The organism is Paraburkholderia caledonica NBRC 102488 (assembly GCF_000685095.1).
GTDB lineage: Bacteria > Pseudomonadota > Gammaproteobacteria > Burkholderiales > Burkholderiaceae > Paraburkholderia > Paraburkholderia caledonica.
Genome location: NZ_BAYE01000025.1, coordinates 24,825 through 48,583 on the forward strand (window position 1 = coordinate 24,825; position 23,759 = coordinate 48,583).

Sequence of the window (23,759 nt, forward strand, 5' to 3'; positions counted from 1 at the left end):
GAGCGAGTAACTAACCGCGCGCGCCTTAGGCGGCCCGCGCGTCCGCGAACGTGCGGCCCGGTACCGCGTCGAGCAACGTGCGCGTGTACGGATGCTGCGGCACACGCCAGATTTCGCGATGGTCGCCGCTTTCGACAATTCGTCCGGCCTGCATCACATGGACCCGATCGGCGATGTAGCGCACCACCGACAGATCGTGCGAGATGAACAGATACGCGAGTCCGAGATCGCGTTTGAGGTCGACGAGAAGGTTCAGAATCTGCGCCTGAATCGACACGTCGAGCGCAGACACGGGTTCGTCGCAGATCAGCAGATCGGGCTCCAGCACGAGCGCGCGTGCAATGCCGATGCGTTGCCGCTGGCCGCCGGAAAACTCATGCGGAAAGCGTTGCTGCGCCGCGCCCGGCAAACCCACCCGGTCGAGTATCGCTGTAATGCGCGTGCGGCGAAGCTGTGCATCGCTCACACCGTTGACCACCAGAACGGTGTCGAGAATCTCGCCGACAGTACGCCGCGGATTGAGCGACGCATACGGGTCCTGAAACACCATCTGCACGTGGCGGCGCAAAGGCCGCAACTCACGCTCGCGAAGCGGCACGAGGTCGGTGCCCCGTAGCCGGATCTGGCCGCCGGAGGCCGGAACGAGCCGCAGAATGGCTTTCGAGAGCGTCGATTTTCCACAGCCCGACTCGCCGACCAGGCCCACCGTTTCGCCGGGCGCGATGTGGAGAGACACGCCGTCTACCGCTCGCAGCGTCGTCTTGCCATGACGCTGCGGATAGTCGATCCGGACGTCGTGCAGCGCGAGCAACGGCGCGGCGGCGTTTGCGGTGTTGTCCGCTTTCTGCCGCGCGTCGTCTTCGTTCGAGCGCGGCGAGCGCGGGCTCACCGAAAACGCCGCGTTGCCGTCATCCGAACTGGCGTGACGGATCTCCGGCAGTTTCCAGCCGCGATAGTGCAGATCGTCGACGAGATTCAACGACGCACCAAGCAGCCCGCGCGTGTAGGCATGTTCGGGCCGCGCGAAGAGCTGCGGCGTGGCGGCCTGCTCTACCACCTGACCCGCCAGCATGACGGCGACGCGATCGGCGTGTTGAGCGACCACGCCGAGATCGTGCGTGATCAGCAGCAATGACATGGACAGTTCGCGCTTCAGGCCGTCCAGCAGTTCGAGAATGCGCGCCTGGATCGTCACGTCGAGTGCGGTAGTCGGTTCGTCCGCGATCAGCAGGCGCGGTCGGCATGCCACGGCGATGGCGATCATCACGCGTTGCCGCTGGCCGCCGGAAAGTTCGTGCGGATAGTCGAACGCACGCCGTTGCGGTTCGGGAATGCGCACGAGGTCGAGCAGTTCCACTGCCCTGTTCCAGGCTGCGGTTTTAGACAGATTCTCGTGCTGACGCAGTGTTTCGACAATCTGCGCGCCGATCGACAGCACCGGATTGAGCGATGTCATCGGCTCCTGAAAGATCATGGAGATCTGCTGACCGCGCACAGCGCGTATATCGCGGGCGGACAGATCGAGCAGGTCGCGGCCATCGAAACGCACGCTGCCGCTAACGCGCCCCGGACTCGGCACAAGGCGCATCAGCGATAGCGCGGTGGCCGACTTGCCGCAACCCGACTCACCTACCAGCGCGAGCGTCTCGCCCCGAGCGACGTCGAAACCGATGCCACGCACCGCTTCGTGCGCGCCGAAGCTGACGCGCAAATCGCGCACTTCCAGTAGATTGTCTTCTTTGCTCATGTCTTGCGTTTTTGCGTTCACGGTCAGGTGCGCTCCCGCAAACGCGGATTCAATGCGTCGTTCAGGCCGTCGCCGAGCAGGTTCAACGCCAATACCGCAACCACGATCGCGGTACCCGGAACCGCCGTCAGGTACCACGCCGTTCGCAACGAATCGCGCCCCGCGCCGATCATGGCGCCCCAGCTCACGACGTTCGGATCGCCCATGCCGAGAAACGACAGCGACGACTCGGTCAGGATCGCGCTCGCCACCATCACCGAAGCAGTCACGATCACCGGCGGAAGCGCATTGGGCAATATCTCGCCGAAGATGATGCGCGCATTGCTGAAGCCCTGACTGCGCGCGGCCAGTACGAAGTCGGCCTCGCGCAGTGTGCGAAATTCGGCGCGGACGATTCGCGCGACCGTCGGCCACGAGGCGACGCCGATAGCGAGCGCGATCACCGTCACGCTCGGCCGGCCAATTGCCACGATCACGACCACCAGCAAAAACGAAGGGATGGTCTGGAACAGTTCGGTCACGCGAACGAGCAGGTTATCGACCAGGCCGCCGAAGAAGCCGCCCACCGCGCCCACCAGCGTACCGATCACCAGCCCGATGCCGGCCGCCGACGCTCCGATCAGAAGCGATACGCGCGTGCCGTGAGCAATACCCGCCGCCACGTCGCGACCCAAGGAATCGGTGCCTAGCCAGTATTGCGGATCGCTGCCCGGCCATTCGAATGGCGCGGCGACCATGTCGAGCGGATCGCCGGGAAACAGACGAGGTGCGGCGAGCGCCAGCACGATGAAAGCAACGAGAAGCATCAGTCCGCTCAACGCCGACGGATTGCCGACGAGCGAGCGCAACACGCCGCGTCCACTGCGTCGCGACAATCCGGCAGCCGCGCCCTCGCGAGCGCGCTGGCCGAACAGCGCGCCGGCCAGCTGACGCCGCCATGAAGACGGTTCGACCGCCTGGTCCTGCGGCGTCGAAATGATATTGGAGGATTCGGAAGCCATTGCGTCTCTCAGGTGAGTAACGGGTGTGCGACAGCGCAGAAATTGAAAGACGAAACCGCTCAGGCGATTCGCGGATCGAGCCGGGCCTGCAGCAGATCCACCACCACGTTAGCGACGATCACCAGCAGCGACGACAGCAGCTATACGCCAAGCAGCACGCTGAAATCGCGGGCCATCACCGCATCGAGTGCGAGACGGCCAAGACCTGGCCAACTGAAGACGGTCTCAGTGACCGCCGCGCCACCGAGCAATGTGCCGAAGTGAATGCCGACGATGGTCGTCAGCGGCATCAGCGCATTGCGGAGCACGTGACGCACCGTCACGCGCCATGGGTGCAGTCCCTTCGCCTCTGCGGTGCGGACGAAATCCTGGCGCTGTACTTCGAGCATCGCCGCGCGCGTGAGCCGCGCATAGATGGCAATGAAGAATGTGGACAGCGTCGCGGCCGGAAGCAACACATGTTTTGCGGCATCGGCGAACCAGGCGAAGCCATGCAACTGGACGCCGAGCGTCACGTTCCCGCCGCTCGGCAGCCAGCCGAGGTGCACCGAAAACAGCACGATTGCGAGCAGTCCGATCCAGAATCCGGGCGTGGAATAGAACAGCAATGCCAGCACCGAAAGCACACGGTCGGGCCACCTGCCCACCCAATGCGCCATGACGGCGCCGAGTGTGACGCCGACCGCAATGGCGAACGTCAACGCCACGCCCATCAGCAGCAACGTGTTGGGCAGGCGCGACAGGATCAACTGCATGACGGGCGCGTCATAACGCGGCGAATAGCCGAGGCTGAAGTGCGCAAGATGATTTAGATACGACCAAAGCTGATGCAGCACAGGCTGGTCGAGCCCGAACTTCGCACGCAGAACCTGCATTGTCTCTACTGTGGCGGAGCCGGATTCGCCGGCGAGCACATCGGCGGCATCGCCGGGCATCAGCTTCAGCAAAAAGAAGTTGAAAATGACGATGCCCACCACAGTCGGCAACACCTGCCACGCTGTCCGCCGCGCGATCGCTCCGAAACGCACACTTCGGCTCATGCTGGCTCTCCTGTCAGGCGCTGAGATAGACGTCCGCAAGATTGCCTTCTAGGCCCTGCGCGGAAACGGTGTGGTTGTGCACGCGCCGGTTCGCCAGCGTGATCATGCGCGGCGCGACGAGGTTGAGAATCGGCAGATCGCGATACACGATCTGCTGAAACTGTTGATAGAGCGCGACGCGCTTGCCTTCGTCCGTCTCCACGGATGCGCTTTCGAGCAGCCGGTCCACCTCGGCGTTGCTGTAGTGCGGCGCATTGGAGAACGGCACGCCCGGGCGTATGTTCTTCGACCAGTACAGACGCTGCACGCCCACGCTCGGATCGAACAGCGTATTCACGCCGATACTCGTGAAATCGAACTGGCGGTCTGCATAGACGCGTTTGAGGAACGCGGGCAGATCTTGTGAGCGCACCGTCACGTCGATTCCGACGCGCGAGAGTGCCGACTTCACGTACTCGGCCTGACGCCGATACATATCGCCATAGGGCAAGTAGTCGTGTGTCAGCCGGAAGCGCACGCCGTCCTTACGCGGATAGCCCGCCGCGTCGAGCAGTTGCTCGGCGTTCGCAATGTCGAACGCATAGGGCGAGAGCTTCGCGTCGTGATAGGGCGATCCGGGTGTGATCGGTGTCGGCGAAATATCCGCGTAGCCGTAGGCGATCGTGCGCTGCACGACTTGCGGATTGATCGCGTGCGCAATGGCCTGGCGAACTTTCAGGTCCTTGAGGATGGGATGATCGAGATTGAAGTCGATCTCCGACAACGGTTCGAGAAACCGGTAGCCGCGCGTCTCCGTGGCCAACTGGGGCAGTTGCGAGAGGCGCGGCAAATCGGTCAGCGGCACGGGATTTTCGCCGCCCAGGTCGAGTGCGCCAGTTTCGAAAGCGGCCGAACGCGCCGCCGCGTCTGGAATCACCTTGAACACCAGTGCGTCGATGTACGGCTTGCCCGCATCCCAGTAGTCCGGATTGCGTTCATACACAATGCTGGCGCCGCGCGTCCATGACTTGAAGCGGAATGGCCCTGTGCCGATCGGCGCGCTGTTGTGCGGGTTCGTCAGCGGATCGCCGCTCGCGTACAGATGCTTGGGCACGATGGGAGATTCGCCTGCGGACAGCGCCTTCAGCAGGAACGGCGCGGGCTTCGACAATTCGATGATCGCGGTGCGCGCATCGGGCGTGACGACACGCGTGACGTTGGCGAACGTGCTGCGACCGCGTGGGTGCACCGCCTTCAGCAACTCGATCGAAAACGCAACGTCTGCCGACGTAAAAGGCTGACCGTCATGCCACTTCACGTTCTGACGCAACGTGAAGCTGTATTGCAGTCCATCGCGGCTGACCGTCCACGCAGTTGCAAGTTGCGGCTTGGGCCGCAGATCGAAGTCGTAGGCCAGCAGACCTTCGAGCACCTTGGAACTGGCAACGAGCGCGGGACCGGTCGTTTGAAAGATCGAAACGAGGACCGGCGGCTCGGGATTGAGCAGCATGTTCAGCGTGCCGCCCCGTTTCGGCGCGGCGTCGCCGCTCTGCGCGCGTGCCCACGCGGGCATGCCCGCAGACAACGTTGCGGCCGTCGAGACCAAAAACTCGCGTCGGTTAAGTCCCGCCATGTGATGCAGTTCCATTTTGTCGATGCGCTGCTTCCGGTTCGAGGGCCTATTCCATCGCCGGTAATGCAGCAACGCACACGATAAAGCCGCTGCGGCGCCAAAAGAACCAACGGTTGCGCATAAGCAAAGCACGACACGGACGATAGAACCGCGCGCGCCTCGGGGACTTTTCTCATCTGAACAGCGGCTTGTGTCGCTATCGTTCCCGGATCAGTAATGCAACGACCAATCGTTCGAATGGCCGCTATACATATCGAATCTTGTTGTTTGTTCGATAACTTCGGGTTGCTTATCGTTACCCCGCTTTACTTCTCCATGGCTCACGTTCCTTCCAAAATCAGATAAGCCGATTCGATAAGACATGAAAAAAATCATCTACGTCCTGGGCCTTTCGCCTCTTCTCACCGTGACCGCACACGCTCAAAGCTCGGTGACCTTGTATGGGATCGTCACCGGCAACGTCACCTATGTGAACAATGCGCAGAGCTCCGCAACGTCGAATGGCGGCCGGCCGAAAGGCGGTGCGCAAGTCGCGGAACTCGACAGCGGTTCTTCCGGTCTGGCATCGAGCCGTTGGGGATTGAGAGGCACCGAAGACCTGGGCGGCGGGGTCAAGGCAATCTTTCAGCTGGAAGGCGGCCTCAGTGTGAACAACGGTGCGATGGGCCAGGGCGGCACGCTGTTCGGCCGGCAGGCCTGGGTAGGCGCGACTTCCGACCGCTACGGCACATTCACCCTCGGACGTCAGGCCGACGCGGCAGTCGAATTCGTTTCCCCGCTGGTGTACGGCTGGTATTGGGGCAATCTGGCGATTCATCCCGCCGACTACGACAACCTGAACTTCACGCATCGCATTAACAACACGGTGAAGTACGTGTCCGACAAGTTCTACGGGTTCCGCTTCGGCGGCTTGTACAGCATCGGCGGTGTGGCCGGCAATGTCACGCAGAATCAGTTCTGGTCGGCGGGGCTGACTTACACGGGTGGCGCATTCACGTTTGCGGCTGCCATCATCAATGCACGCAATCCCAATACCTCGCTGTACGGAACGAATGCCAATGCGAGCGCCACCGGCAACAACCTCGGCTCGGCCGGATCGGCGACGGCGGCCGAGTCCAACCCCGCGATTGCAGGCTACGCGTCGGCACACACGCAGCAGACTGTTTCGGTGGCCAGCACCTATACCGCTGGCCGTGCTGTGTTCGGCGTGGTCTATTCGAACACGCAGTTCCGCGGACTGGGTTCGAACGCCACGCTCAATCCGTTCAACTACAGCGGTTCGACGACACTGAGCACCGTGGGCGCGAGCGTGCGCTTTCAGGCGACGGCGTTTCTCCGCTTCGGTGCTTCTTTCGATTACACACAGGGCGGCAGTGTTGGCAGCAAGAGCGGTGCGAAGTACGAGCAGGTTAATCTGGGCTCCGCCTATTCGCTCTCCAAGGCGACTGACCTGTACATAACCGGCGCATATCAGCATGCGAGCGGCACGGATTCGCTGGGGCGTCCGGCGGTCGCGGCGATCGGTTATCTGACGCCTTCCGCAACCAGTAACCAGCTGGCAGTGTCGGCGGGCATCAAGCATCTGTTCTGACGCCAGGGAGCCGCAAGGCTGCTTTTACTCGACCGCACAATGCAAAGCGGGCGCGGCGATCACCCGATCATCCGCGCCCGCATTTTGCGTCCGCCTTTCGCGCCCGCCTTCCCCAGCCGTTGTATTCAATGCACCTTAGGGAAACCGTGACGCTCGGCGAGCAGGTCAAGAATACGCCGCGTATCGGTCACGAAGCGCTTGCCGCCCAGCACCTGCGCATCGGCGGGCGCGGGTTGTTCGTCGCCGAAAATCAGCACAGGCAGTCCCTGGTGGTCAGCGTCGAGCGCCGCGACAACTTCAGCGCGCGGACGCTCGAACGCCAGCCTGCGAATGTCGAGGCGCGCGTTGCGCGATGTGTCGCTTGCGAGCAATCCTTCAATGGGCGCGCCCGCCGGACAGATGAAGCGCTCGCCCGGGTACTTCGGGTCGGTGAATCCCGGTTCCAGCAATAGCAGCAAGTCTCGTCGGCTCATGATGTTCCGTGAGGGTGTTAGAAAACGATGCACGGCCGCGCTAGAACACGCGACCTTCGGTGAGATGCGTTGTCACGCCATTCAATTCGTAGTCGCCGATCACTCTCGCTTTGTGAAGCAGCGGGTTGTGACTGAAGATGGTGCGCAGATTGCGCCAGTGGCGATCGAAGTTGTGCGAGCGCGCAGTGGCCGACGCACCACCCATTTCGAACAGTCGCTCAGCCGCATGCAGCGCGAGTTTGCTGACGACGAGTTGCGTCTTCGCGGTTGCAAGCGCGCCTTCCAGCACCAGTTCTTCGGCGTTCGCCGCGCCGTTGCGGATCGCGTTCGCCGAGCGGTCGAGCGTGCGCGCATTCTGCTGCACGAGCGCGTCGATCGAGTGGCTGTGCGCCGCAATGTCGCCTACCACCTGCTGCACGAAGCCGTCTTCGCGGGATGACGGAGCGGGACTGTGAAGCACCGGACGGCCATGCTGCACCACATAGCGCCGCGCGTCGGCGAGAACATTGCGCACGATGCCCGCAGCGACGGCAACCAGATGCAACTGCCGCAATGCACCGCCGTGCCGGCCCGCAAGCGTCCCGTAACCGCGAGCGGAGATTTCGTGCGCGAAGACCTGCACATTGCGGAGCAGAAGACTGCCGCTCGCCGTCATACGCTGGCCCATGCCATCCCAATCGTCGACCACGTGAAGGCCTTCACGCGATACCGGCACAATGAACGACACGTTCTCGCCCTTGTCGTCCTGCACGTTGATGCGCGCGTAGTCCGCGAAGGCGGTGCCCGTCGAGTAATACTTCTTGCCCGACACGCGAAAATGCTCGCCGTCGCGCACGAGCTTCGTGACAATTTCGCCGGGCCGCGATGTACCCAGTTCGGTCGATGCGCCGCCAAAAATCGCGCCGTCTTTTATGCGTTCGATCTGCGTGTCGTTGAACGACGAACGTGGCGACAGCAAAAGCTGCTCGGTCTGATCGTAGTGAATTCGTATAGCATGCGCGACATTCGACTCGTGCGCAGCCAACGTACTTACGACATGGAAGAGATCTTCGAGCGATCCGCCAAGGCCGCCCCACTCGACAGGAAACCGCAGTACACCCAGCCCCGATGCGCGAAATAGTGCAAAGCGGTCCAGCGGCAATTCGCGCCGCAGTTCGCGCTCCGCAGCGTCTTCTCCGATCGCCTGCGCGAGCGCGGGCAATGCGGCGAGCGCACTGTCGAGCTTCGAGCGTGTAATGGTCTCCCTGGACGCCTGCATACGCTGATTTTCCCTTTTCTACGGCACACCTATGGAAGCGGCCACGGCGGAAAGCCGTGCCGCCATCGTCGGCGAAATCACGCCGTATGTGTGACGCCGACGCAGCAGTATAGGCATGCGGCTTTCGACGCAGAACCAGCGAATGAAGCTATGAATATGCGCGATTCTGAAATGGCCTGCATTGCGCTGACTGTCTCGTGTTGCGCTCGTCCGTGACGGCCTATTCGAGGCAGCCGTTCGCCACGACCGCAGGATCAGCGCGCAAAAAAGCGATTGCCCGGCCGCGGCAAACCGAGATGCTCGCGTAGCGTCGAGCCTTCGTACTCGCGCCGAAACAGCCCGCGTCGCTGCAACTCGGGGATGACTTTGTCGACGAAGTCGTCGAGTCCGCCCGGCAGATACGGGAACATGACGTTGAATCCGTCCGAGCCTTCTTCCACGAGCCATTGTTCCATCTGATCGGCAATCGCGGACGCAGTGCCGACCATCTCCAGCCCCGAGTAACCGCCGAGACGCTGCGCCAACTGGCGGATGGTCAGCCCTTCGCGCTCGGCCAGTTCCACCACACGCTGCCGTGCGGTGCGGCTCGCGTTGGTCTCGGGAATCTCGGGCAGCGGCCCGTCCGGATCGAAGCCCGACACGTCGTACCCCAGCGCGATCGACAACGATGCAATTCCGCTTTCGTAGTGGACGTACGTGTCGAGCCGCGCGGGGATCTCGCGCGCTTCGCCCATCGCGTCGCCGACCACGACGAACGCGGCTGGCAGCACCAGCAGATGCTCCCGCGCGCGGCCGAGCTTCTCCATGCGCCCCTTCAGGTCCGCATAGAAGCGCTGGCCGTCGGCGAGCGTCTTCTGCGCGGTGAACACAACCTCAGCCGTTTCCGCCGCGAGCTGTTTCCCTGCTTCCGACGATCCCGCCTGCACGGTCACCGGCCAGCCCTGCACCGGCCGCGCGATGTTCAAGGGTCCACGCACCGAAAAGTTGTCGCTCCTGTAATCGAGCACATGGAGCTTGCCGGGATAGAAATAGATGCCGCTTTGCGTATCGTGTACGAAGGCGTCGTCGGCCCAGCCGTCCCACAAGCCCGTCACCACGTCGAAGAACTCGCGTGCGCGCCGATAGCGTTCGTCATGCTCGACGTGCTCGTCGAAACCAAAGTTCAGCGCGGCATCCGGATTGGACGTGGTCACGATGTTCCACCCTGCCCGACCGCCGCTGATGTGATCGAGCGACGCGAAACGCCGCGCCACGTGGTAAGGCGCGTCGAAGGTGGTCGATGCGGTGGCCACGAGACCGATCTTTTCGGTGACTGCTGCGAGCGCGGGCAGCAACGTCATCGGTTCGAACGAACCAGTGCGATGAACTCGCCTGGCTCGACGTCGAAAGACACGTCGTCGAGCACCACGAAATGACCACGCCGGTTCAGATGGAAACCCTTGCCGACGTTGCGCACGCTGATTGACGCACTCATCCTGCTTGCCTCGCGTTGGCTGGCCGGCGGCTCACTTGCTGGCCACCGACTGGTTGAACGGGTTGAATTCGTTCGAATAGACGGCAGCCGGCTTCACCTGCCCCGGGCTTCAGCACGCCATCGCCGACGTACCAGTCGATGTATGTCGTGAAGTCTTCGGCCGAGATCAGACCGCCTTTGCCGCCCACGCCCGCCGACTTCCAGTAGTTGACGATCGACGTATCCTCGTTGCGATGCCGCCCTTCGACGATCTTTTTGAGTCTCGCAACCACCTCGGCGCGCGGCGTATTGCGCGCCCATTCGATCGCGCGCGACGTGCCGTCGACGAACTTGCGCACGGTATTCTGGTTCTGCGCGATGAACCTGTCCGTGAACAGGTAGCTCGCATAGCCGAGGGAGCCGAGCAACTGATAGTCGGTGGTGAGCAGTCTTGCGCCGCCCTCGGCGAGCAGCTTGTCCTTGATGATGTCTTCGAGGAACACGGCATCGAGCTGCTTCTGCCTGAGCAACTGCGCAAGATTCACAGGCGGCGCGGCGACGAATACGACTTTCTCGACTTCCTCCTTCGACAGACCCGACTTCTGCAGGTACGCGGTCACCAGATATTGCGCGTACGCGCCCGGTGTGTTGACGCCGATCTTGCGTCCGACCAGATCACGGGCACCTTTTACGGGACTGTCCTGCAAGACGAACAGCCCGCCGTTCGTCTCCTTGTCCGTTCCGACGTAAGAGATCACCGCCTTCACTGGCGCATGTGCGGCCACGAGCTTGACGATCGAGCCATTGAACGCGCCGCCGAAATCGACATCGCCCGTGACGGCCGCCTGAATGTCCTGCGGACCGCTGATGGTGTTGCCGACCCACTTGAGCCTGATCGGTGCGAGATAACCGAGATCCTCGGCAAGCTCGGGATACAGCACCTTGCTGGCCCAGCCCTGATAGCGCAGCTCCAGCTTCTCCGGCGTCTGCGCGCGTGCGGGAATGGTCGCTGCAACTGCGATCACAGTTGCAGCGATAAACGGCGCTATTCGGCGTCCGGCATCAAAGACACGACGCTTCATTGAAGAGGTTTCCTGGTGAAGAGTGCGAGAAGTCCTTTGCGCAACGTATCGCGCTCAAAACACGCCATCGTGTTCCAGCGTGATGCGGTGAATGCGCCGGCTCGCCGAGCCATAGTCGCGCGCCGCATAGTGCTGCACCTGCCGGTTATCCCAGATCGCGGCATCGCCGGCGCGCCACTCAAAACGCGCCTGCACTTCGGGTGTCTTGATCAGATCGTAGAGATAGTTGAGCAGGCTCTGGCTCGCGGTCTTCGACACGCCGAGCAGATGACTCGTATGCCCTTCGTTGACGAACACGAGCTTGCGGCCGTTCTCAGGATGCGTCTTGATGACGGGCACTTCGATAGGCGGATACTTCTGCGCCGCATCGCGCACGCGCGCGAGCCCTGCTTCGACGCTGTCTTCCTGCGTGCCCTCTGGAATGTCATAGCCGCTTAGCAGTTCGGACAGCGCGCTCTTTTTTGGCGACGCAACGAACGTATCCACGGCCGTCAGTTTTTCGAAGTAGCGTGCCAGATCGGGATCCAGCAAGTCGTAGACTGCCGCCGACGAGGACCAGATCGTGTCGCCTCCGCCCCCCTTCCGGGATCTCCTGCGCATGGAGGACAGTGGCCTTGGGCGGCTGATGCTGCCACGATACGTCGACGTGCCAGTTGTCCGTGCCGCCAGAGCGCGTCTTGTCGCTATGAGCGATGACTTCGATTTCCGGAAACCCCGCCACCGCAGGCAGATAGATGTTCTTGCGCACGGGATTGCCGAAAATGCGCGCAAGCGAAACATGCTGCTGCGGCGTGAGCGTCTATTCACGAAAAAAGATCACACCGTGATCGACAAGCGCCTGACGCAGCGTCTGCCGGTTCGTCTCGCTCAACGGTTGCGACAGATCCACGTTGTCGATCACTGCGCCGTTCAGCGGCTTGTAGCGGCGTACGTGCAGATCCTGATGCGTGTCAGCCTGAGATTGCGGATGGTCCAGAACAGTGCTCATAACGTTCTCCGTCATCGGTTGTCGAGTGACGGACATCAAAGCATCAATGGTTCACGGCAGACAACGAACGAATTTGCACACACAGTCCAGCGTCTGCATGCGTAGCTTCGTTGAAAAGCTCATTTACGACCATACGCACCCTTTCCTATATTGGGAGGTTGCGCCGCCTACAGCCAAATGCCAAACGCGCATAACCTTCGATGAATCGCTTATTGGAGCAACGCGCGCTCTTCTTTCTATACTCGATTCCGGTCAGCACTCACCAACGACGAGTGCCAAAACTCACACGCGGATATCGAACCATGAGCCTACGTCCTTTGCATGACCGCCTGATCGTCAAGCGTCTCGACCAGGAAACCAAAACCGCTTCGGGCATCGTGATTCCCGAAAGCGCCGCCGAAAAACCCGATCAGGGCGAAGTGATCGCCATTGGTCCGGGCAAGCGCGATAGCGACGGCAAGCGCGTCGAACCTGATCTCAAAGTCGGCGAGCGCGTGCTGTTCGGCAAATATGCGGGACAGTCGGTCAAAGTCGACGGCAACGAACTGCTCGTGCTGCGCGAAGAAGATGTTGTGGCAGTGGTCAATCAATAAGAAACGGAGCGTCAAACCATGGCAGCAAAAGAAATCATTTTCAGCGACGTCGCCCGCTCGAAACTCGTCGAAGGCGTCAACATTCTGGCCAACGCGGTCAAGGTCACGCTCGGTCCGAAGGGCCGCAATGTTGTGCTGGAGCGCAGCTTCGGTTCGCCCATCGTAACCAAGGACGGCGTCTCGGTCGCCAAGGAAATCGAATTGCCGGACCGCGTGCAGAACATCGGCGCGCAGCTCGTGAAGGAAGTTGCCTCGCGCACCAGCGACGCCGCCGGCGACGGCACCACCACCGCGACCGTGCTCGCGCAAGCCATCGTGCGTGAAGGACAGAAGTACGTGGCGGCGGGCCTCAATCCACTGGACCTGAAGCGCGGTATCGACAAGGCCGTGATCGCCGCAATCGACGAGCTGAAGAAGATCAGCAGGCCGACCACCACCAGCAAGGAAATCGCTCAGGTCGCGACGATCTCGGCCAACGGCGAAGAGTCGATCGGCCAGCGGATTGCCGAAGCGATCGACCGCGTCGGCAAGGAAGGCGTGATCACCGTGGAAGACGGCAAGTCGCTCGACGATGAGCTCGACGTGGTGGAAGGTCTGCAATTCGATCGTGGCTACCTGTCGCCGTATTTCATCAACGATCAGGACAAACAGGTCGCCGTGCTCGATAACCCGTTCGTGCTGCTGCACGACAAGAAGGTGTCGAACATCCGCGATCTGCTGCCGGTCCTGGAACAGGTCGCGAAAGCCGGCCGCCCGCTTCTGATCATCGCGGAAGATGTCGAAGGCGAAGCGCTCGCCACGCTCGTGGTGAACAACATTCGCGGCATTCTGAAAACGGTCGCGGTCAAGGCGCCTGGCTTCGGCGATCGCCGCAAGGCGCTGCTCGAAGACATCGCGATTCTGACCGGCGGCCAGGTGATCGCCGAAGAAACGGGACTGTCGCTAGAGAAGGCGACGCTCGCGGAACTCGGTCAGGCCAAGCGGATCGAGGTCGGGAAGGAAAACACCACCGTGATCGACGGCGCGGGCGACAGCAAGAATATCGAAGCACGCGTGAAGCAGATTCGCACGCAGATCGAGGAAGCCAGCTCGGACTACGACCGCGAGAAACTGCAGGAACGAGTCGCCAAACTGGCGGGCGGCGTGGCCGTCATCAAGGTGGGCGGCGCGACCGAGATCGAGGTCAAGGAAAAGAAAGACCGTGTCGACGACGCGCTGCATGCGACGCGTGCCGCTGTCGAGGAAGGCATCGTGCCGGGCGGCGGCGTCGCCTTGATTCGCGTGAAGCAGGCTATCAGTGCGCTCAAGGGCGTGAATGCCGATCAGGATGCGGGCATCAAGATCGTGCTGCGCGCGCTCGAAGAACCGCTGCGGCAGATCGTGACGAATGCCGGCGAAGAGGCCAGCGTGGTCGTCGCGAAAGTCGCGGAAGGCACGGGCAATTTCGGCTACAACGCGCAGACCGGCGAGTACGGCGATCTCGTGGAATCGGGCGTGCTCGATCCGACCAAGGTGACGCGCACGGCGCTGCAAAACGCGGCATCGGTCGCGGGACTGCTGCTCACCACCGACGCCACCGTCCATGAAGCACCGAAGGATGCCCCAGCAGCGGGACAGCCGGGCGGTCCTGGCGCGGGCGGGCCGGGACTCGATTTCTAGGTACCCGTACCGTCTGCCGCAAGGCATCGCGCGCTTGCATTGCGCGCGGTTAAACGCAAGCGACACGGGCCGGTATTCGCTTTATCGCGAGCCGGCCCGTGCCTTTTCCGCTATCGCCCGCTATCGCCCGCTCTCTCCCGCTCTCACGGCGCCACGTTGCAACACCGCGCCGCGCCGTCATCACGACGTCATCGCCGCCATTGCGCGCGACGTGCTTTGGTTGTGAGCTTTTATTGGTTCGTTTGCTACCGCGACCTGGGTACATTCAACGGTCATAACGGAACACCGCAAAGGACCTGTCATGCCATTTCTTCGGGGCGCAGCACCAGTGTCGATCATCCAGGCGCCGAGCCGCGCGCGGGCTGCCGTGCGCAGTCTTGTGCTGGCCGCGGCCGTTGCTGCTTCTGCGCTGACGAGCCTCGCGCCGGGCGTGGCACACGCCGCACCGCCCGCCGAACTGAGGCTCGACTATGCGTACTATTCGCCGGAAAGTCTGGTGATCAAGCGCAATGGCTGGCTTGAACAGGAACTGGCGGCGGATCATACGCAAGTGAAATGGGTGCTGAGTCTCGGCAGCAACCGTGCGCTCGAATATCTGAATAGCGGCGCGATCGACATCGGCTCGACAGCGGGTCTTGCCGCCGTGCTCGGCAAGGCCAACGGCAATCCGATTCGCGCCGTCTATGTTTTCTCGCGTCCCGAATGGACCGCGCTCGTCGTCCGCAAGGATTCGCCGATCCGGACAGTCGCCGACCTGAAGGGTAAAAAGATCGCCGCCACCAAAGGCACCGATCCCTTTCTGTTCACTCTGCGCGCGCTGCACACCGCCGGACTGTCGCGCGACGACGTCGAGATCGTGAATCTCCAACATCCCGATGGACGTGTCGCACTCGCCAACGCCCAGGTGGATGCATGGGCCGGTCTCGATCCACACATGGCCGCCGCGCAAATCGACGACGGCGCACGCCTGCTCTATCGAAACGTCGACTTCAACACGTGGGGCCTGCTCGACGCGCGCGAAGATTTCATCAGCGCGCATCCGGATACGCTTGCGCACGTCCTGAAGGTTTACGAAAAGGCGCGCTTGTGGATCGCGGCGCATCCTGAAGAGACCGCGAAAATCATCGCCGAGGAGTCGAAAGTGTCGCTGCCCGTGGCGAAATTGCAGTTGAGCCGCAATGACTTCAGCCAGCCGCAACCGGGCGCGAAACAACTCGCCGCGCTCAAGGCCGCCGCACCGATTCTCGCGCAGGAGCAACTGGTCAAACAGGACAAGAACCTGAACCAGATCATCGACGCGTTGATCGATGCCAGGCCCGCGCAACCCATCATAGCGGCCGACGCAAGCAAGTAAGCCGACAAGCCCCCAATGGCCACCGACGATTCACTGTTGCTCGACGGCTCGGCATCGACCGCTCGACCGCATGGCGTAGCGCCGCCACGACGCGATTCGCTGAAGGGATGGCGCGTGGCGGGACTTGCACTGCCGCTGGTTTTTCTGCTGATAGTCGAAGGACTGGTCGGTTTGTCGATATTGCCCGCGCATCTCGTGCCCGCACCCAGCTCGATCGCGCAAACGCTGTGGCAGATGGGCGGCGCGCGGCTTGGCCGGCACATCGGCGCGAGTTGCCTGCGCGTGTTCTCTGGCTTCGGGATCGGCTCCGCGCTCGCGCTGTTGATCGGCGCGGCGATGGGACTGAGCCGGCGCATCGATGCATTGCTCGATCCGGCATGTCAGGCGTTGCGCGCAATTCCGTCGCTTGCGTGGGTGCCGATCCTGCTGTTGTGGATGGGCATCGACGAAGCGCCGAAAATCACGCTAATCGCGATTGGCGCCTTTTTTCCGGTGCAATTGAGTGTGGTCGCTGGGATTCACGACGTCGACCGCGAGCTGATCGAACTCGGTGAGGTCAATCGGCTCAATCAGCGCGCACTGTTCACTCGCATTCTTTTGCCCGCGTCGCTGCCGCAAATCTTCACGGGCTTGCGCACCGGACTCAGTCTTGCGTGGATGTTCATGGTAGCGGCCGAACTGATCGCGGCGACTCGCGGCCTTGGCTATCTGCTTAGCGACGGTCGCGAAACGGGACGCCCCGACATTGTGTTCGGCGCGATCCTGCTGCTCGCGTTGCTTGGCAAGTTGAGCGACAGCGTCGTCAAGTCGATCGAGACGCATGCGCTGTCGTGGCGCGACTCCGCGGCCGAACGTCAGGCCTCCCGGAAAATGGTGTAGCACGCGCCCATGTCGACCGTTTCCGTCTCTCTTTCGCGCCCTCTTCTCGACGTCCGCGCTGTCAGCAAACACTACCACGGCCGCGCGGTGCTCGACCGCGTGCGTTTCGAAATCGGCCGCGGCGAGATCGTCAGCCTCGTCGGTCCAAGCGGCTGTGGAAAGAGCTCGCTATTGCGCGTGATCGCGGGTCTCGACCGGGACTTCGGCGGCGAAATACAGCTCGATGGCGTAGCGCAACACGGTCCGTCGGCGCGGCTGGGCGTGGTCTTTCAGGAGCCTCGTCTTCTACCCTGGCTGTCAGTCGCGGACAACGTCGCGTTCGCAGCCGGACCGCGACGCGGCGGCGATCCGCGGGTCGCCGAACTGCTCGGCGAGGTCGGCCTCGCCAACGTGCGAAACGCATTGCCCAAACAGCTATCCGGCGGCATGGCACAGCGCGTGGCGCTGGTCCGCGGGCTTTTTTCCAGACCCGACCTGCTGTTGCTGGACGAGCCGTTCAGCGCTGTCGATGCGATGACCCGCATGCGTCTGCAGGACCTACTGCTGACGCTCACACGTTCACACGGCACCGCGGCGCTACTCGTCACGCACGACCTCGATGAAGCGTTCTACCTGTCGGACCGCGTCGTGCTGCTTGCGCCGCCGCATGACGCAGCGGCCGGCCGCGTGATGCGCGAGGTCGTCATCGATGCGCCAAGACCGCGCGACCGGCGCGACCTGTCGTTGGCAGAAATGCGAGCGGATTTGCTGGACGGATTGAATGGGACCGTCGGGCAGCAGTAAGCTCTGCGTGCGGGGGCTGGCGTCGTATCGACTGCGCGTAGCCGATGCCGATGCGCAAACTCATAGCATCAAGGCACCGCCACGCCACGTTTTTTACCGCGCACCGTACCGGTTTCGGCTTCCGTTTCCTTTTCCCTATCGACGCCCGTAGCGTGAGCCCGCCGTTCACGCAACAACACGCAAGACGCGATCCATTGCAGCGCGGAGCACAAAACCAGATACACGATCCCGACGAATGCGAAGATCTGCGCGGGATAAATCATCAGGCGGCTGTTGACCTGATTGGCGAGAAACGTGAATTCCGGCACGCCGACGATATACGCGAGCGACGTGTCCTTGACCAGCGACACCCACTGATTCACGAATGACGGCAGCATGATGCGCACCGCCTGCGGCAGCACCACGTGACGCAATGCCTGCCAGCGCGTGAGCCCGAGCGACAGCGCCGCCTGCTGCTGGCCCCCGCCGACCGACACGATCCCCGCATGCACCGCATGCGACAGATACGCGCCGCCGATCAGCGACAGCGCGCAGACCACCGCGACGAGACCCGGCACGTCGATATGCAGCAGCATCGGCATCAGGAAGAAGGTCCAAAAGATGAGCATCAGCACCGGAATTGCGCGGAAAAACGCGACGATTCCGAGCAGCAGCAGATGTGCGCCGCCGCGTGTCAGCGAGAGCGCCACGCCGCCCGCCAACCCCACGACGGCGGACAGCAACGCCGACACCACCGAGAGCACGACCGTCAGCGCCGCGCCGCCCAGCGGCCCGTTGGGAAACGCACCGAGCAGCAGATAGCGCAGCGTCGGCAGCGACTCGAGCGCGGTCATGTTCGCCCCCGTTGCAGCGCGCGTACGCCCGTGTGCTGCCAGATCACGAGAGCCGTTTCGATTAGCGCGATGGTGCCGACATACAGCAGTGTTGCGGTGCCGAACGCCTGAAAAGTCCGGAAGCTTTCCGTGTCGACCTGACGGGACGCATAAGACAACTCGGCGACGCCGATCGCCATCGTCAGCGAGGAGTTCTTCACGATATTCATGTATTGCCCCGCGAGCGGCGGCGTGGCGATCCACAACGCTTGCGGCAACACCACGTGCCGCAAGGTCGCATAACGCGTCATGCCCAATGCCGCGCTCGCTTGATATTGCGCGATGCCCACGCCGCGGATTCCGGCGCGAAACTCCTCGGCGATAAACGCAGTGCTGTAGCACGTCAGCCCGAGCCAGCCGGCGAACAGTTCGAAGCTCGGCCAGTGCAGCGCAAACGGCCCGGCGCTCAAGACATGCGGCGTGTTCAGCCATGTCATCCACGCGGAAGGCAGCAGCGTGGCCGCGCCGAAGTACCAGAACAACAATTGGACCAGGAGCGGAGAATTGCGAAACACGAGGACGTAGAGCTTCGCCGCCGCGGCGACCGCGCGATGTTGCGCGATGCGGCCCATTGCCAGCGCGAATCCAAGCAGGGTCGCACACAAGCTCACGCACGCCGAAAGGACCAGCGTGATCAGAAAGCCGTGGGCGAGCCAGCCGAGATAGCGCGGGTCCAGCCAGAAGTTCATCAAATGCATTCAGAGAAAACGCGGTCCTGTATCAGCAACAAGGCCCGGTCACGGGTTTCGTGATCGGGCCATGTAGAGGCGGCTGTCAAGCGAGGGGCGTCAGCTCTTCTGCGGATCGCCGATCCTGAACAGACGCGGCAGCGGCGCGGTGCTCTTCGGGCCGAACCAGGTATCGTAGATCGTGCCAGCCGTACCTTTGGCTTCGAGATCCTTCAGCGTGTCGTTGACGACATTCAGCAGGCGCGTCTCGCCCTTCGGCACGCCCACGCCTTCGTAGTCGTTGGAGATCGTGAACGGCGGGATCTCGTAGTTCGCCTTATCCGGCACCTTCGCCAGCAACGCGACGAGCTTCGGCCCGTCCTGCGTGATCGCCTGCACATTGCCCGTGCGAAGCGCGGCGAATGCGAACGGCGTGTCGTCGTAAGCGATGATCGTCGCGCTCGGGAATTGCGCACGCACCTGCTGCTCATTGGTCGTGCCTTTGTCGGCGCCGATCCGCAAACCGTTCAACTGCTGCGGCGAAGTAAGCGTGCCCTTCTTCGCGATGAATTGCGTCCCCGACGCAAAATACGGCGTGCTGAAATCCACTTCCTTCTTGCGGTCGTCGGTAATCGTAAAGTTGGCGAACACGAGATCCACCTTGCCCGACTTCAGGAACGCGATGCGGTTCGCCGGATTGGTCGGCTGGATCTCGAGCTTGACGCCGAGGCGCGTAGCGAGCGCTCGCGCATAATCGACGTCGAGTCCGACGATCTGATTGCTCTTCGGATCGACGAAGCCGAACGGCGGATTGCTGTCGAACGCGGCCACGCGCAATACGCCCGCCTTCCTGATGTCGTCGAGGCGATCCGCGTGCGCGGCCGCGGACATGACAAGCAGACTTCCGGCGATCACTGCGCCAAGCACTCTGAGATTCATAGCGGTGGTTTCCTGTTGTTTTGATGGGCCGCGCGCGAGGTCGAATAGCGCGTGCCTTAGCGTAAGAAGTGGACTCTAGCAACGCTCGCGGACAGCACAAACCAAGCAATTTTCAGGTGCTAAGCAGCGTTGCTGATAATGGTTGGGGCGCGGGGGCGGGGTCGGGTGTTCGCGTTTTCAGTGCGGCTGTCCGCGCGGAACCTGTCGTCTATCCATGCAACGCACCAAGGCAATCGACAATCCATTGCGCTCACGACGCCGTTTCCGCCGCAAGCGATCCGCCAAGATAAGCATCGCGAATCCGTTGATCGCCGAGCAGTTCGCTTGCGGTGCCCGACAACACCACGCGGCCGGTCTGCAGCACATAGCCGCGATGCGCGATCTGCAACGCAAGGCTCGCGTTCTGCTCGACCATGAAGAACGTGATGCCTTGCCGGTTGACGGTCTGGATCAGCTCGAGCACCTTGTCGACATAAAGCGGCGACAGGCCCATCGTCGGTTCGTCCATGCAGACGAGCGCCGGGCGGCTCATCAGCGCGCGCGCCATCGCGAGCATCTGCTGCTCGCCGCCCGAGAGCGTGCCGGCCCGTTGCGTCAGCCGCTCTTTCACGCGAGGGAAAAGTTCGAGCATGCGCTCGTATTCCTCTGCGATGCCGGCGCGGTCGTTGCGCGTGAACGCACCCATCAACAGGTTTTCGCGCACCGTCATGTCGCCAAAGAGCCGCCGTGCTTCGGGTACTGAAGCGAGACCGCGCCGCACGATCTGCGAGGTCGGCAGTCCGTTCAACGGTTTGCCGTCGAAGCTGATGGTGCCGGCTCGCGGTTTGTGCAGGCCGAGGATCACTTTCATCGCCGTCGACTTGCCGCTGGCGTTGCCGCCCAGCAGGCTCACGATCTCCCCGCGTCCGATGCCGAGATTCAGGCCGAAGTGGACCTGGATCTGCCCATAGAAGGTGTCGATCCGCTCGAGTTTCAGCAACGGCTCAGTCATGGCAAATCGTACGGAGGGTAAATCGTTCGACGACACGATGCGCAGGCTCGACGTGCTCATGCGGCGGCCGTTTCGTTGCGTCCGACCTGTGCGCCGACGTGTCGATGTCCAAGGTAGGCCTCGATCACGGCGGGATCGTTGCGCACCTCGTCCGGCAGCCCCGACGCGATCTTGCGGCCGTCGTCGAGTACTAGCACGCGGTCGGACAGACGCATCACGAGATCGAGCTTATGCTCGATCAGCAGAATGGTGAGTCCGTCGCGTTTCAGTTCGAGAATCAACTCGAGCATTTCCGCGGTCTCGGACTCGTTCATGCCGGCAGTCGGCTCGTCGAGCAGCAGAATGCGCGGACGCAGTGCGAGCGCGCGTGCAATCTCGACACGCCGGCGGTTCGCGTATGAAAGACTGTGCGCCGGCTCGTCGATGCGAGGCGCGAGGCGTGTGCCGAACCGCGCGAGCAGCGCCTGCACTTCGTCGCGCAGCGCGGCTTCCTCGCGGCGCACCGCGGCGGGCGCAATCAGCGCGCGCAGCACTTCGGCGAACGCGCCGACCACGGGCCAGCCGCGCCGCGTCATTGCAAGGCGCGCGTGCGCGCCGATCAGCACGTTATCCAGCACGCTCAGGTTGCCGAACACGCGCCCATGCTGAAACGTCCGGGCGATCCCGCGCGCGGCCAGCCGTTCCGGCGCCATGCCGGTCACGTCTTCGCCGCCGAAGCGCACCGAGCCCGAGTCGGGGGTATCGATGCCGGTCAGCAGATTGAACAGTGTGGATTTCCCCGCGCCGTTCGGTCCAATCACGCTCACGCACTCGCCGCGCGCGACCGAGAGGTTCACATCGTCGACGGCGACAAGGCCGCCGAAGCGGCGCGTGACGCGCCGCGCGTCGAACAGAATGTCCGCATCGCCGCCGGAAGAACAAGTCATGGCCGTCTCCGTCATATCGCGCCGAACAGGCCCTGCGGCCGGAAGCGCACCAGCAGAAGGAGAATCACGCCGTAGATCAGCATGCGGTAATCAGCGGCGAAGCGGAACAGTTCGGGCAGGCTGATGAGGGCGATCGCGCCCGCCACCGCGCCGACCACGCTGCCTAAGCCACCGAGAATCACCATCGTCAGCGCGAGAATCGACACTTGCGAATCGAAAGTCTGATAGTTGATGTAGCTGTACAGATGCGCCGCGATGCCGCCGCCGATGCCGGCCGCCAGTCCGCCACAGGCGAATGCGATGGCCTTGTAGCGGTTGGGCCGCACGCCGTACGCGCGCGCCGCGACGTCGTCCTCGCGGATCGCTCGCCATGTGCGGCCAAGGTGCGAGCGCAGCAGCCGCACTTGCAGCAGCGCGAGCAGCACGAGCACCGCGAGCGTGAACCAGTACACCGCGCGCACGCCGGTCAATTGCCAGCCGAACAGCGACAATGGCGGAATGCCGGTGACACCGACCGGCCCGCGCGTCAGGCTGTCCCAGTTCAACACCACGAGGCCGACGATCTCGCCGATACCGAGCGTCGCAATCGACACGTAATGGCCGCGCAGCCGGAACGACGGATACACCAGCAGCGTGCCGATGGCCGCGGTGATGAGTCCGGCGAGCGGAATCGTCAGCGCGGGCGACCAGCCCAGATTCACCGACAGCAGCGCCGACGCATAAGCGCCGATCAGCAGCAGTGCCGCGTGGCCGAGCGAAATTTGCCCGACGGTGCCCGCGACCAGTGTCAGGCTGAGTGCGAGCAGTCCATAGATCCAACCGTTGGTGAGCGTCTGCAGCACGTACGCCGACGGCGTTGCGAACGGCACGACGAAGGCGAGCGCCACCACCGCGACGATCACGCGACGCGGAATTGCGACCGCCTTCCGGTTGGACAGGAAGGTGCCGGTAAGCGGCTCGGGCGGCAGCCGGCGATTCGAACTGAATAACCCGTTCGGCCGCCAGACGAGAAACGCGAGCAGCAGCACGAATGCGAACAGGTCGCGATAGCTCGTGCCGAACAGCGCGACGCCATAACTCTCGACCAGCCCCAGCAGCAGGCTTCCCGCGATCGCGCCCGGCACGTTGCCCAGTCCGCCGATCAGCAGCGCGACGACGCCCTTCAGCGTGGCCTGGAAACCCATCGCCGGATCGATGCTGTTGTAGTACATGCCCACCAGCAAGCCGCTCAGGCCGCCGAGCCCGCAGGCGATCGCGAACACGGCCTGATTCACGGCATTCACGTTGACGCCCATCTGCTGCGCGGCGTCGCGGTCCTGCGCGGTGGCGCGCACGGCCCAGCCGAGCCGCGTGAAGCGCAGGAACACGTACAGCACGGCGGCGGCGCCGATGCCGGTCGCCGCGATCAGCACATCGAGCGAGCCGACGGTCGCCCCGCCGAGCGAGAGCGTCCAGTCCGGCAACGAACCCGGCACCGGACGCGGATCGGGTCCGAAGACGATTTGCGCGAGCTGATCGAGCACGAAGCTGATGCCGATGGTGGCGAGCAGCGGCGCGATGCGCGCGGCGCCCTGCAGCGGCCTCAAGCCGATCCGTTCGATGATGACGCCGAGCAGCGCGCAACCCGCGACGGTCGCGACGAGCGCCACCGGCAGTGGCAAGCCGAGCCGCGTCAGGCATAGCCAGCCGATGAAGCCGCCGACCATATACACGGAGCCGTGCGCGAAATTGATCAGATGCGAGACGCCGAAGATCAGCGCGAGGCCGACCGCCAGCAACGCATAGATGTTGCCGACGATCAGTCCGTTGATCGTGTAGTCGAACCAGGCAGTCATGGCGTGTGAGTCCTG

At 62.9% G+C, this 23,759-nt stretch carries 21 protein-coding genes and 3 pseudogenes; 6 read left to right on the forward strand and 18 right to left on the reverse strand.

The window, feature by feature from the left end:
• Nucleotides 1-25: 25 nt before the first annotated feature.
• From BCA01S_RS29715 to BCA01S_RS29730, 4 genes and pseudogenes are all read right to left on the reverse strand, one after another.
• Nucleotides 26-1,747, reverse strand: a complete 1,722-nt coding sequence (locus BCA01S_RS29715) for an ABC transporter ATP-binding protein (protein WP_027780024.1) — start codon at nt 1,745-1,747, stop codon at nt 26-28.
• Nucleotides 1,748-1,770: 23 nt separating this feature from the next.
• Nucleotides 1,771-2,748, reverse strand: a complete 978-nt coding sequence (locus tag BCA01S_RS29720; RefSeq protein ID WP_027780025.1) for an ABC transporter permease — start codon at nt 2,746-2,748, stop codon at nt 1,771-1,773.
• A 59-nt stretch (nt 2,749-2,807) separates the two neighbouring features.
• Nucleotides 2,808-3,788, reverse strand: a pseudogene (locus BCA01S_RS35550) (ABC transporter permease).
• A gap of 13 nt (nt 3,789-3,801) precedes the next feature.
• A complete protein-coding gene (locus BCA01S_RS29730) occupies nt 3,802-5,400 on the reverse strand; it encodes an ABC transporter substrate-binding protein (RefSeq protein WP_027780026.1) in 1,599 nt (532 codons plus the stop codon).
• Nucleotides 5,401-5,761: 361 nt separating this feature from the next.
• On the opposite strand from BCA01S_RS29730, the gene BCA01S_RS29735 reads away from it, so the two are divergent.
• Nucleotides 5,762-6,991 carry a porin gene (locus tag BCA01S_RS29735; RefSeq protein WP_027780027.1) on the forward strand — a complete coding sequence of 410 codons (1,230 nt, stop codon included), beginning with the start codon at nt 5,762-5,764 and terminating at the stop codon, nt 6,989-6,991.
• A 125-nt stretch (nt 6,992-7,116) separates the two neighbouring features.
• On the opposite strand, the gene BCA01S_RS29740 is transcribed toward BCA01S_RS29735, so the two are convergent.
• The 8 genes and pseudogenes from BCA01S_RS29740 to BCA01S_RS39255 all read right to left on the reverse strand — a co-directional run bounded on the left by BCA01S_RS29740 (nt 7,117) and on the right by BCA01S_RS39255 (nt 12,245).
• Nucleotides 7,117-7,464, reverse strand: coding sequence for a DUF3088 domain-containing protein (locus tag BCA01S_RS29740; protein ID WP_027780028.1), 348 nt, complete (start codon nt 7,462-7,464; stop codon nt 7,117-7,119).
• Between the two features lie 40 nt (nt 7,465-7,504).
• Nucleotides 7,505-8,722, reverse strand: a complete 1,218-nt coding sequence (locus BCA01S_RS29745) for an acyl-CoA dehydrogenase family protein (RefSeq protein ID WP_042319871.1) — start codon at nt 8,720-8,722, stop codon at nt 7,505-7,507.
• A 254-nt stretch (nt 8,723-8,976) separates the two neighbouring features.
• Nucleotides 8,977-10,086 (reverse strand): annotated as a pseudogene (locus BCA01S_RS35555) (LLM class flavin-dependent oxidoreductase); the annotation flags it as partial.
• Complete coding sequence (locus BCA01S_RS38180) at nt 10,059-10,196, reverse strand: hypothetical protein (RefSeq protein ID WP_244146067.1); 138 nt, start codon at nt 10,194-10,196, stop codon at nt 10,059-10,061. The pseudogene BCA01S_RS35555 and the gene BCA01S_RS38180, both read right to left, overlap by 28 nt.
• The gene (locus BCA01S_RS35560; RefSeq protein ID WP_244146068.1) at nt 10,193-11,257 is read right to left on the reverse strand and encodes an ABC transporter substrate-binding protein; all 1,065 of its coding nucleotides are present in this window, start codon (nt 11,255-11,257) and stop codon (nt 10,193-10,195) included. Before BCA01S_RS35560 ends, BCA01S_RS38180 begins: the two co-directional genes overlap by 4 nt.
• A 54-nt stretch (nt 11,258-11,311) precedes the next feature.
• Entirely contained in the window at nt 11,312-11,857 is a 546-nt protein-coding gene (locus BCA01S_RS39245) for a TauD/TfdA dioxygenase family protein (RefSeq protein WP_244146069.1), read from the reverse strand.
• Nucleotides 11,858-11,891: 34 nt separating this feature from the next.
• Nucleotides 11,892-12,005, reverse strand: a pseudogene (locus BCA01S_RS39250) (TauD/TfdA dioxygenase family protein); the annotation flags it as partial.
• A gap of 51 nt (nt 12,006-12,056) precedes the next feature.
• Nucleotides 12,057-12,245, reverse strand: a complete 189-nt coding sequence (locus BCA01S_RS39255) for a hypothetical protein (RefSeq protein WP_244146070.1) — start codon at nt 12,243-12,245, stop codon at nt 12,057-12,059.
• Nucleotides 12,246-12,547: 302 nt separating this feature from the next.
• Here BCA01S_RS39255 and BCA01S_RS29770 point away from each other — a divergent pair, with 302 nt between their 5' ends.
• The 5 genes from BCA01S_RS29770 to BCA01S_RS29795 all read left to right on the forward strand — a co-directional run bounded on the left by BCA01S_RS29770 (nt 12,548) and on the right by BCA01S_RS29795 (nt 17,513).
• Nucleotides 12,548-12,838 (forward strand): co-chaperone GroES, encoded by a 291-nt coding sequence (locus BCA01S_RS29770; RefSeq protein ID WP_027780030.1) that lies wholly within the window; start codon nt 12,548-12,550, stop codon nt 12,836-12,838.
• Between the two features lie 18 nt (nt 12,839-12,856).
• Complete coding sequence (gene groL, locus BCA01S_RS29775) at nt 12,857-14,497, forward strand: chaperonin GroEL (RefSeq protein WP_006052636.1); 1,641 nt, start codon at nt 12,857-12,859, stop codon at nt 14,495-14,497.
• Nucleotides 14,498-14,798: 301 nt separating this feature from the next.
• Nucleotides 14,799-15,851, forward strand: coding sequence for an aliphatic sulfonate ABC transporter substrate-binding protein (locus BCA01S_RS29785; protein WP_027780032.1), 1,053 nt, complete (start codon nt 14,799-14,801; stop codon nt 15,849-15,851).
• Nucleotides 15,852-15,866: 15 nt separating this feature from the next.
• Nucleotides 15,867-16,730, forward strand: a complete 864-nt coding sequence (locus BCA01S_RS29790; protein ID WP_027780033.1) for an ABC transporter permease — start codon at nt 15,867-15,869, stop codon at nt 16,728-16,730.
• Nucleotides 16,731-16,739: 9 nt separating this feature from the next.
• Nucleotides 16,740-17,513 carry an ABC transporter ATP-binding protein gene (locus BCA01S_RS29795; RefSeq protein WP_027780034.1) on the forward strand — a complete coding sequence of 258 codons (774 nt, stop codon included), beginning with the start codon at nt 16,740-16,742 and terminating at the stop codon, nt 17,511-17,513.
• Between the two features lie 68 nt (nt 17,514-17,581).
• Here BCA01S_RS29795 and BCA01S_RS29800 read toward each other — a convergent pair whose 3' ends face one another.
• The 6 genes from BCA01S_RS29800 to BCA01S_RS29825 all read right to left on the reverse strand — a co-directional run bounded on the left by BCA01S_RS29800 (nt 17,582) and on the right by BCA01S_RS29825 (nt 23,744).
• The gene (locus tag BCA01S_RS29800) at nt 17,582-18,346 is read right to left on the reverse strand and encodes an amino acid ABC transporter permease (protein ID WP_027780035.1); all 765 of its coding nucleotides are present in this window, start codon (nt 18,344-18,346) and stop codon (nt 17,582-17,584) included.
• On the reverse strand, nt 18,343-19,083 hold the full coding sequence (locus BCA01S_RS29805; protein ID WP_174447100.1) for an amino acid ABC transporter permease: 741 nt from the start codon (nt 19,081-19,083) through the stop codon (nt 18,343-18,345). The genes BCA01S_RS29800 and BCA01S_RS29805 overlap by 4 nt, the downstream gene beginning before the upstream one ends.
• A gap of 90 nt (nt 19,084-19,173) precedes the next feature.
• Nucleotides 19,174-19,992 (reverse strand): ABC transporter substrate-binding protein, encoded by an 819-nt coding sequence (locus BCA01S_RS29810; protein WP_027780037.1) that lies wholly within the window; start codon nt 19,990-19,992, stop codon nt 19,174-19,176.
• 250 nt (nt 19,993-20,242) lie between these two features.
• Entirely contained in the window at nt 20,243-20,983 is a 741-nt protein-coding gene (locus BCA01S_RS29815) for an ABC transporter ATP-binding protein (RefSeq protein WP_027780038.1), read from the reverse strand.
• A 56-nt stretch (nt 20,984-21,039) separates the two neighbouring features.
• Entirely contained in the window at nt 21,040-21,909 is an 870-nt protein-coding gene (locus tag BCA01S_RS29820) for an ABC transporter ATP-binding protein (protein ID WP_027780039.1), read from the reverse strand.
• Between the two features lie 11 nt (nt 21,910-21,920).
• On the reverse strand, nt 21,921-23,744 hold the full coding sequence (locus tag BCA01S_RS29825; RefSeq protein ID WP_027780040.1) for an ABC transporter permease: 1,824 nt from the start codon (nt 23,742-23,744) through the stop codon (nt 21,921-21,923).
• Between the last annotated feature and the right edge of the window lie 15 nt (nt 23,745-23,759).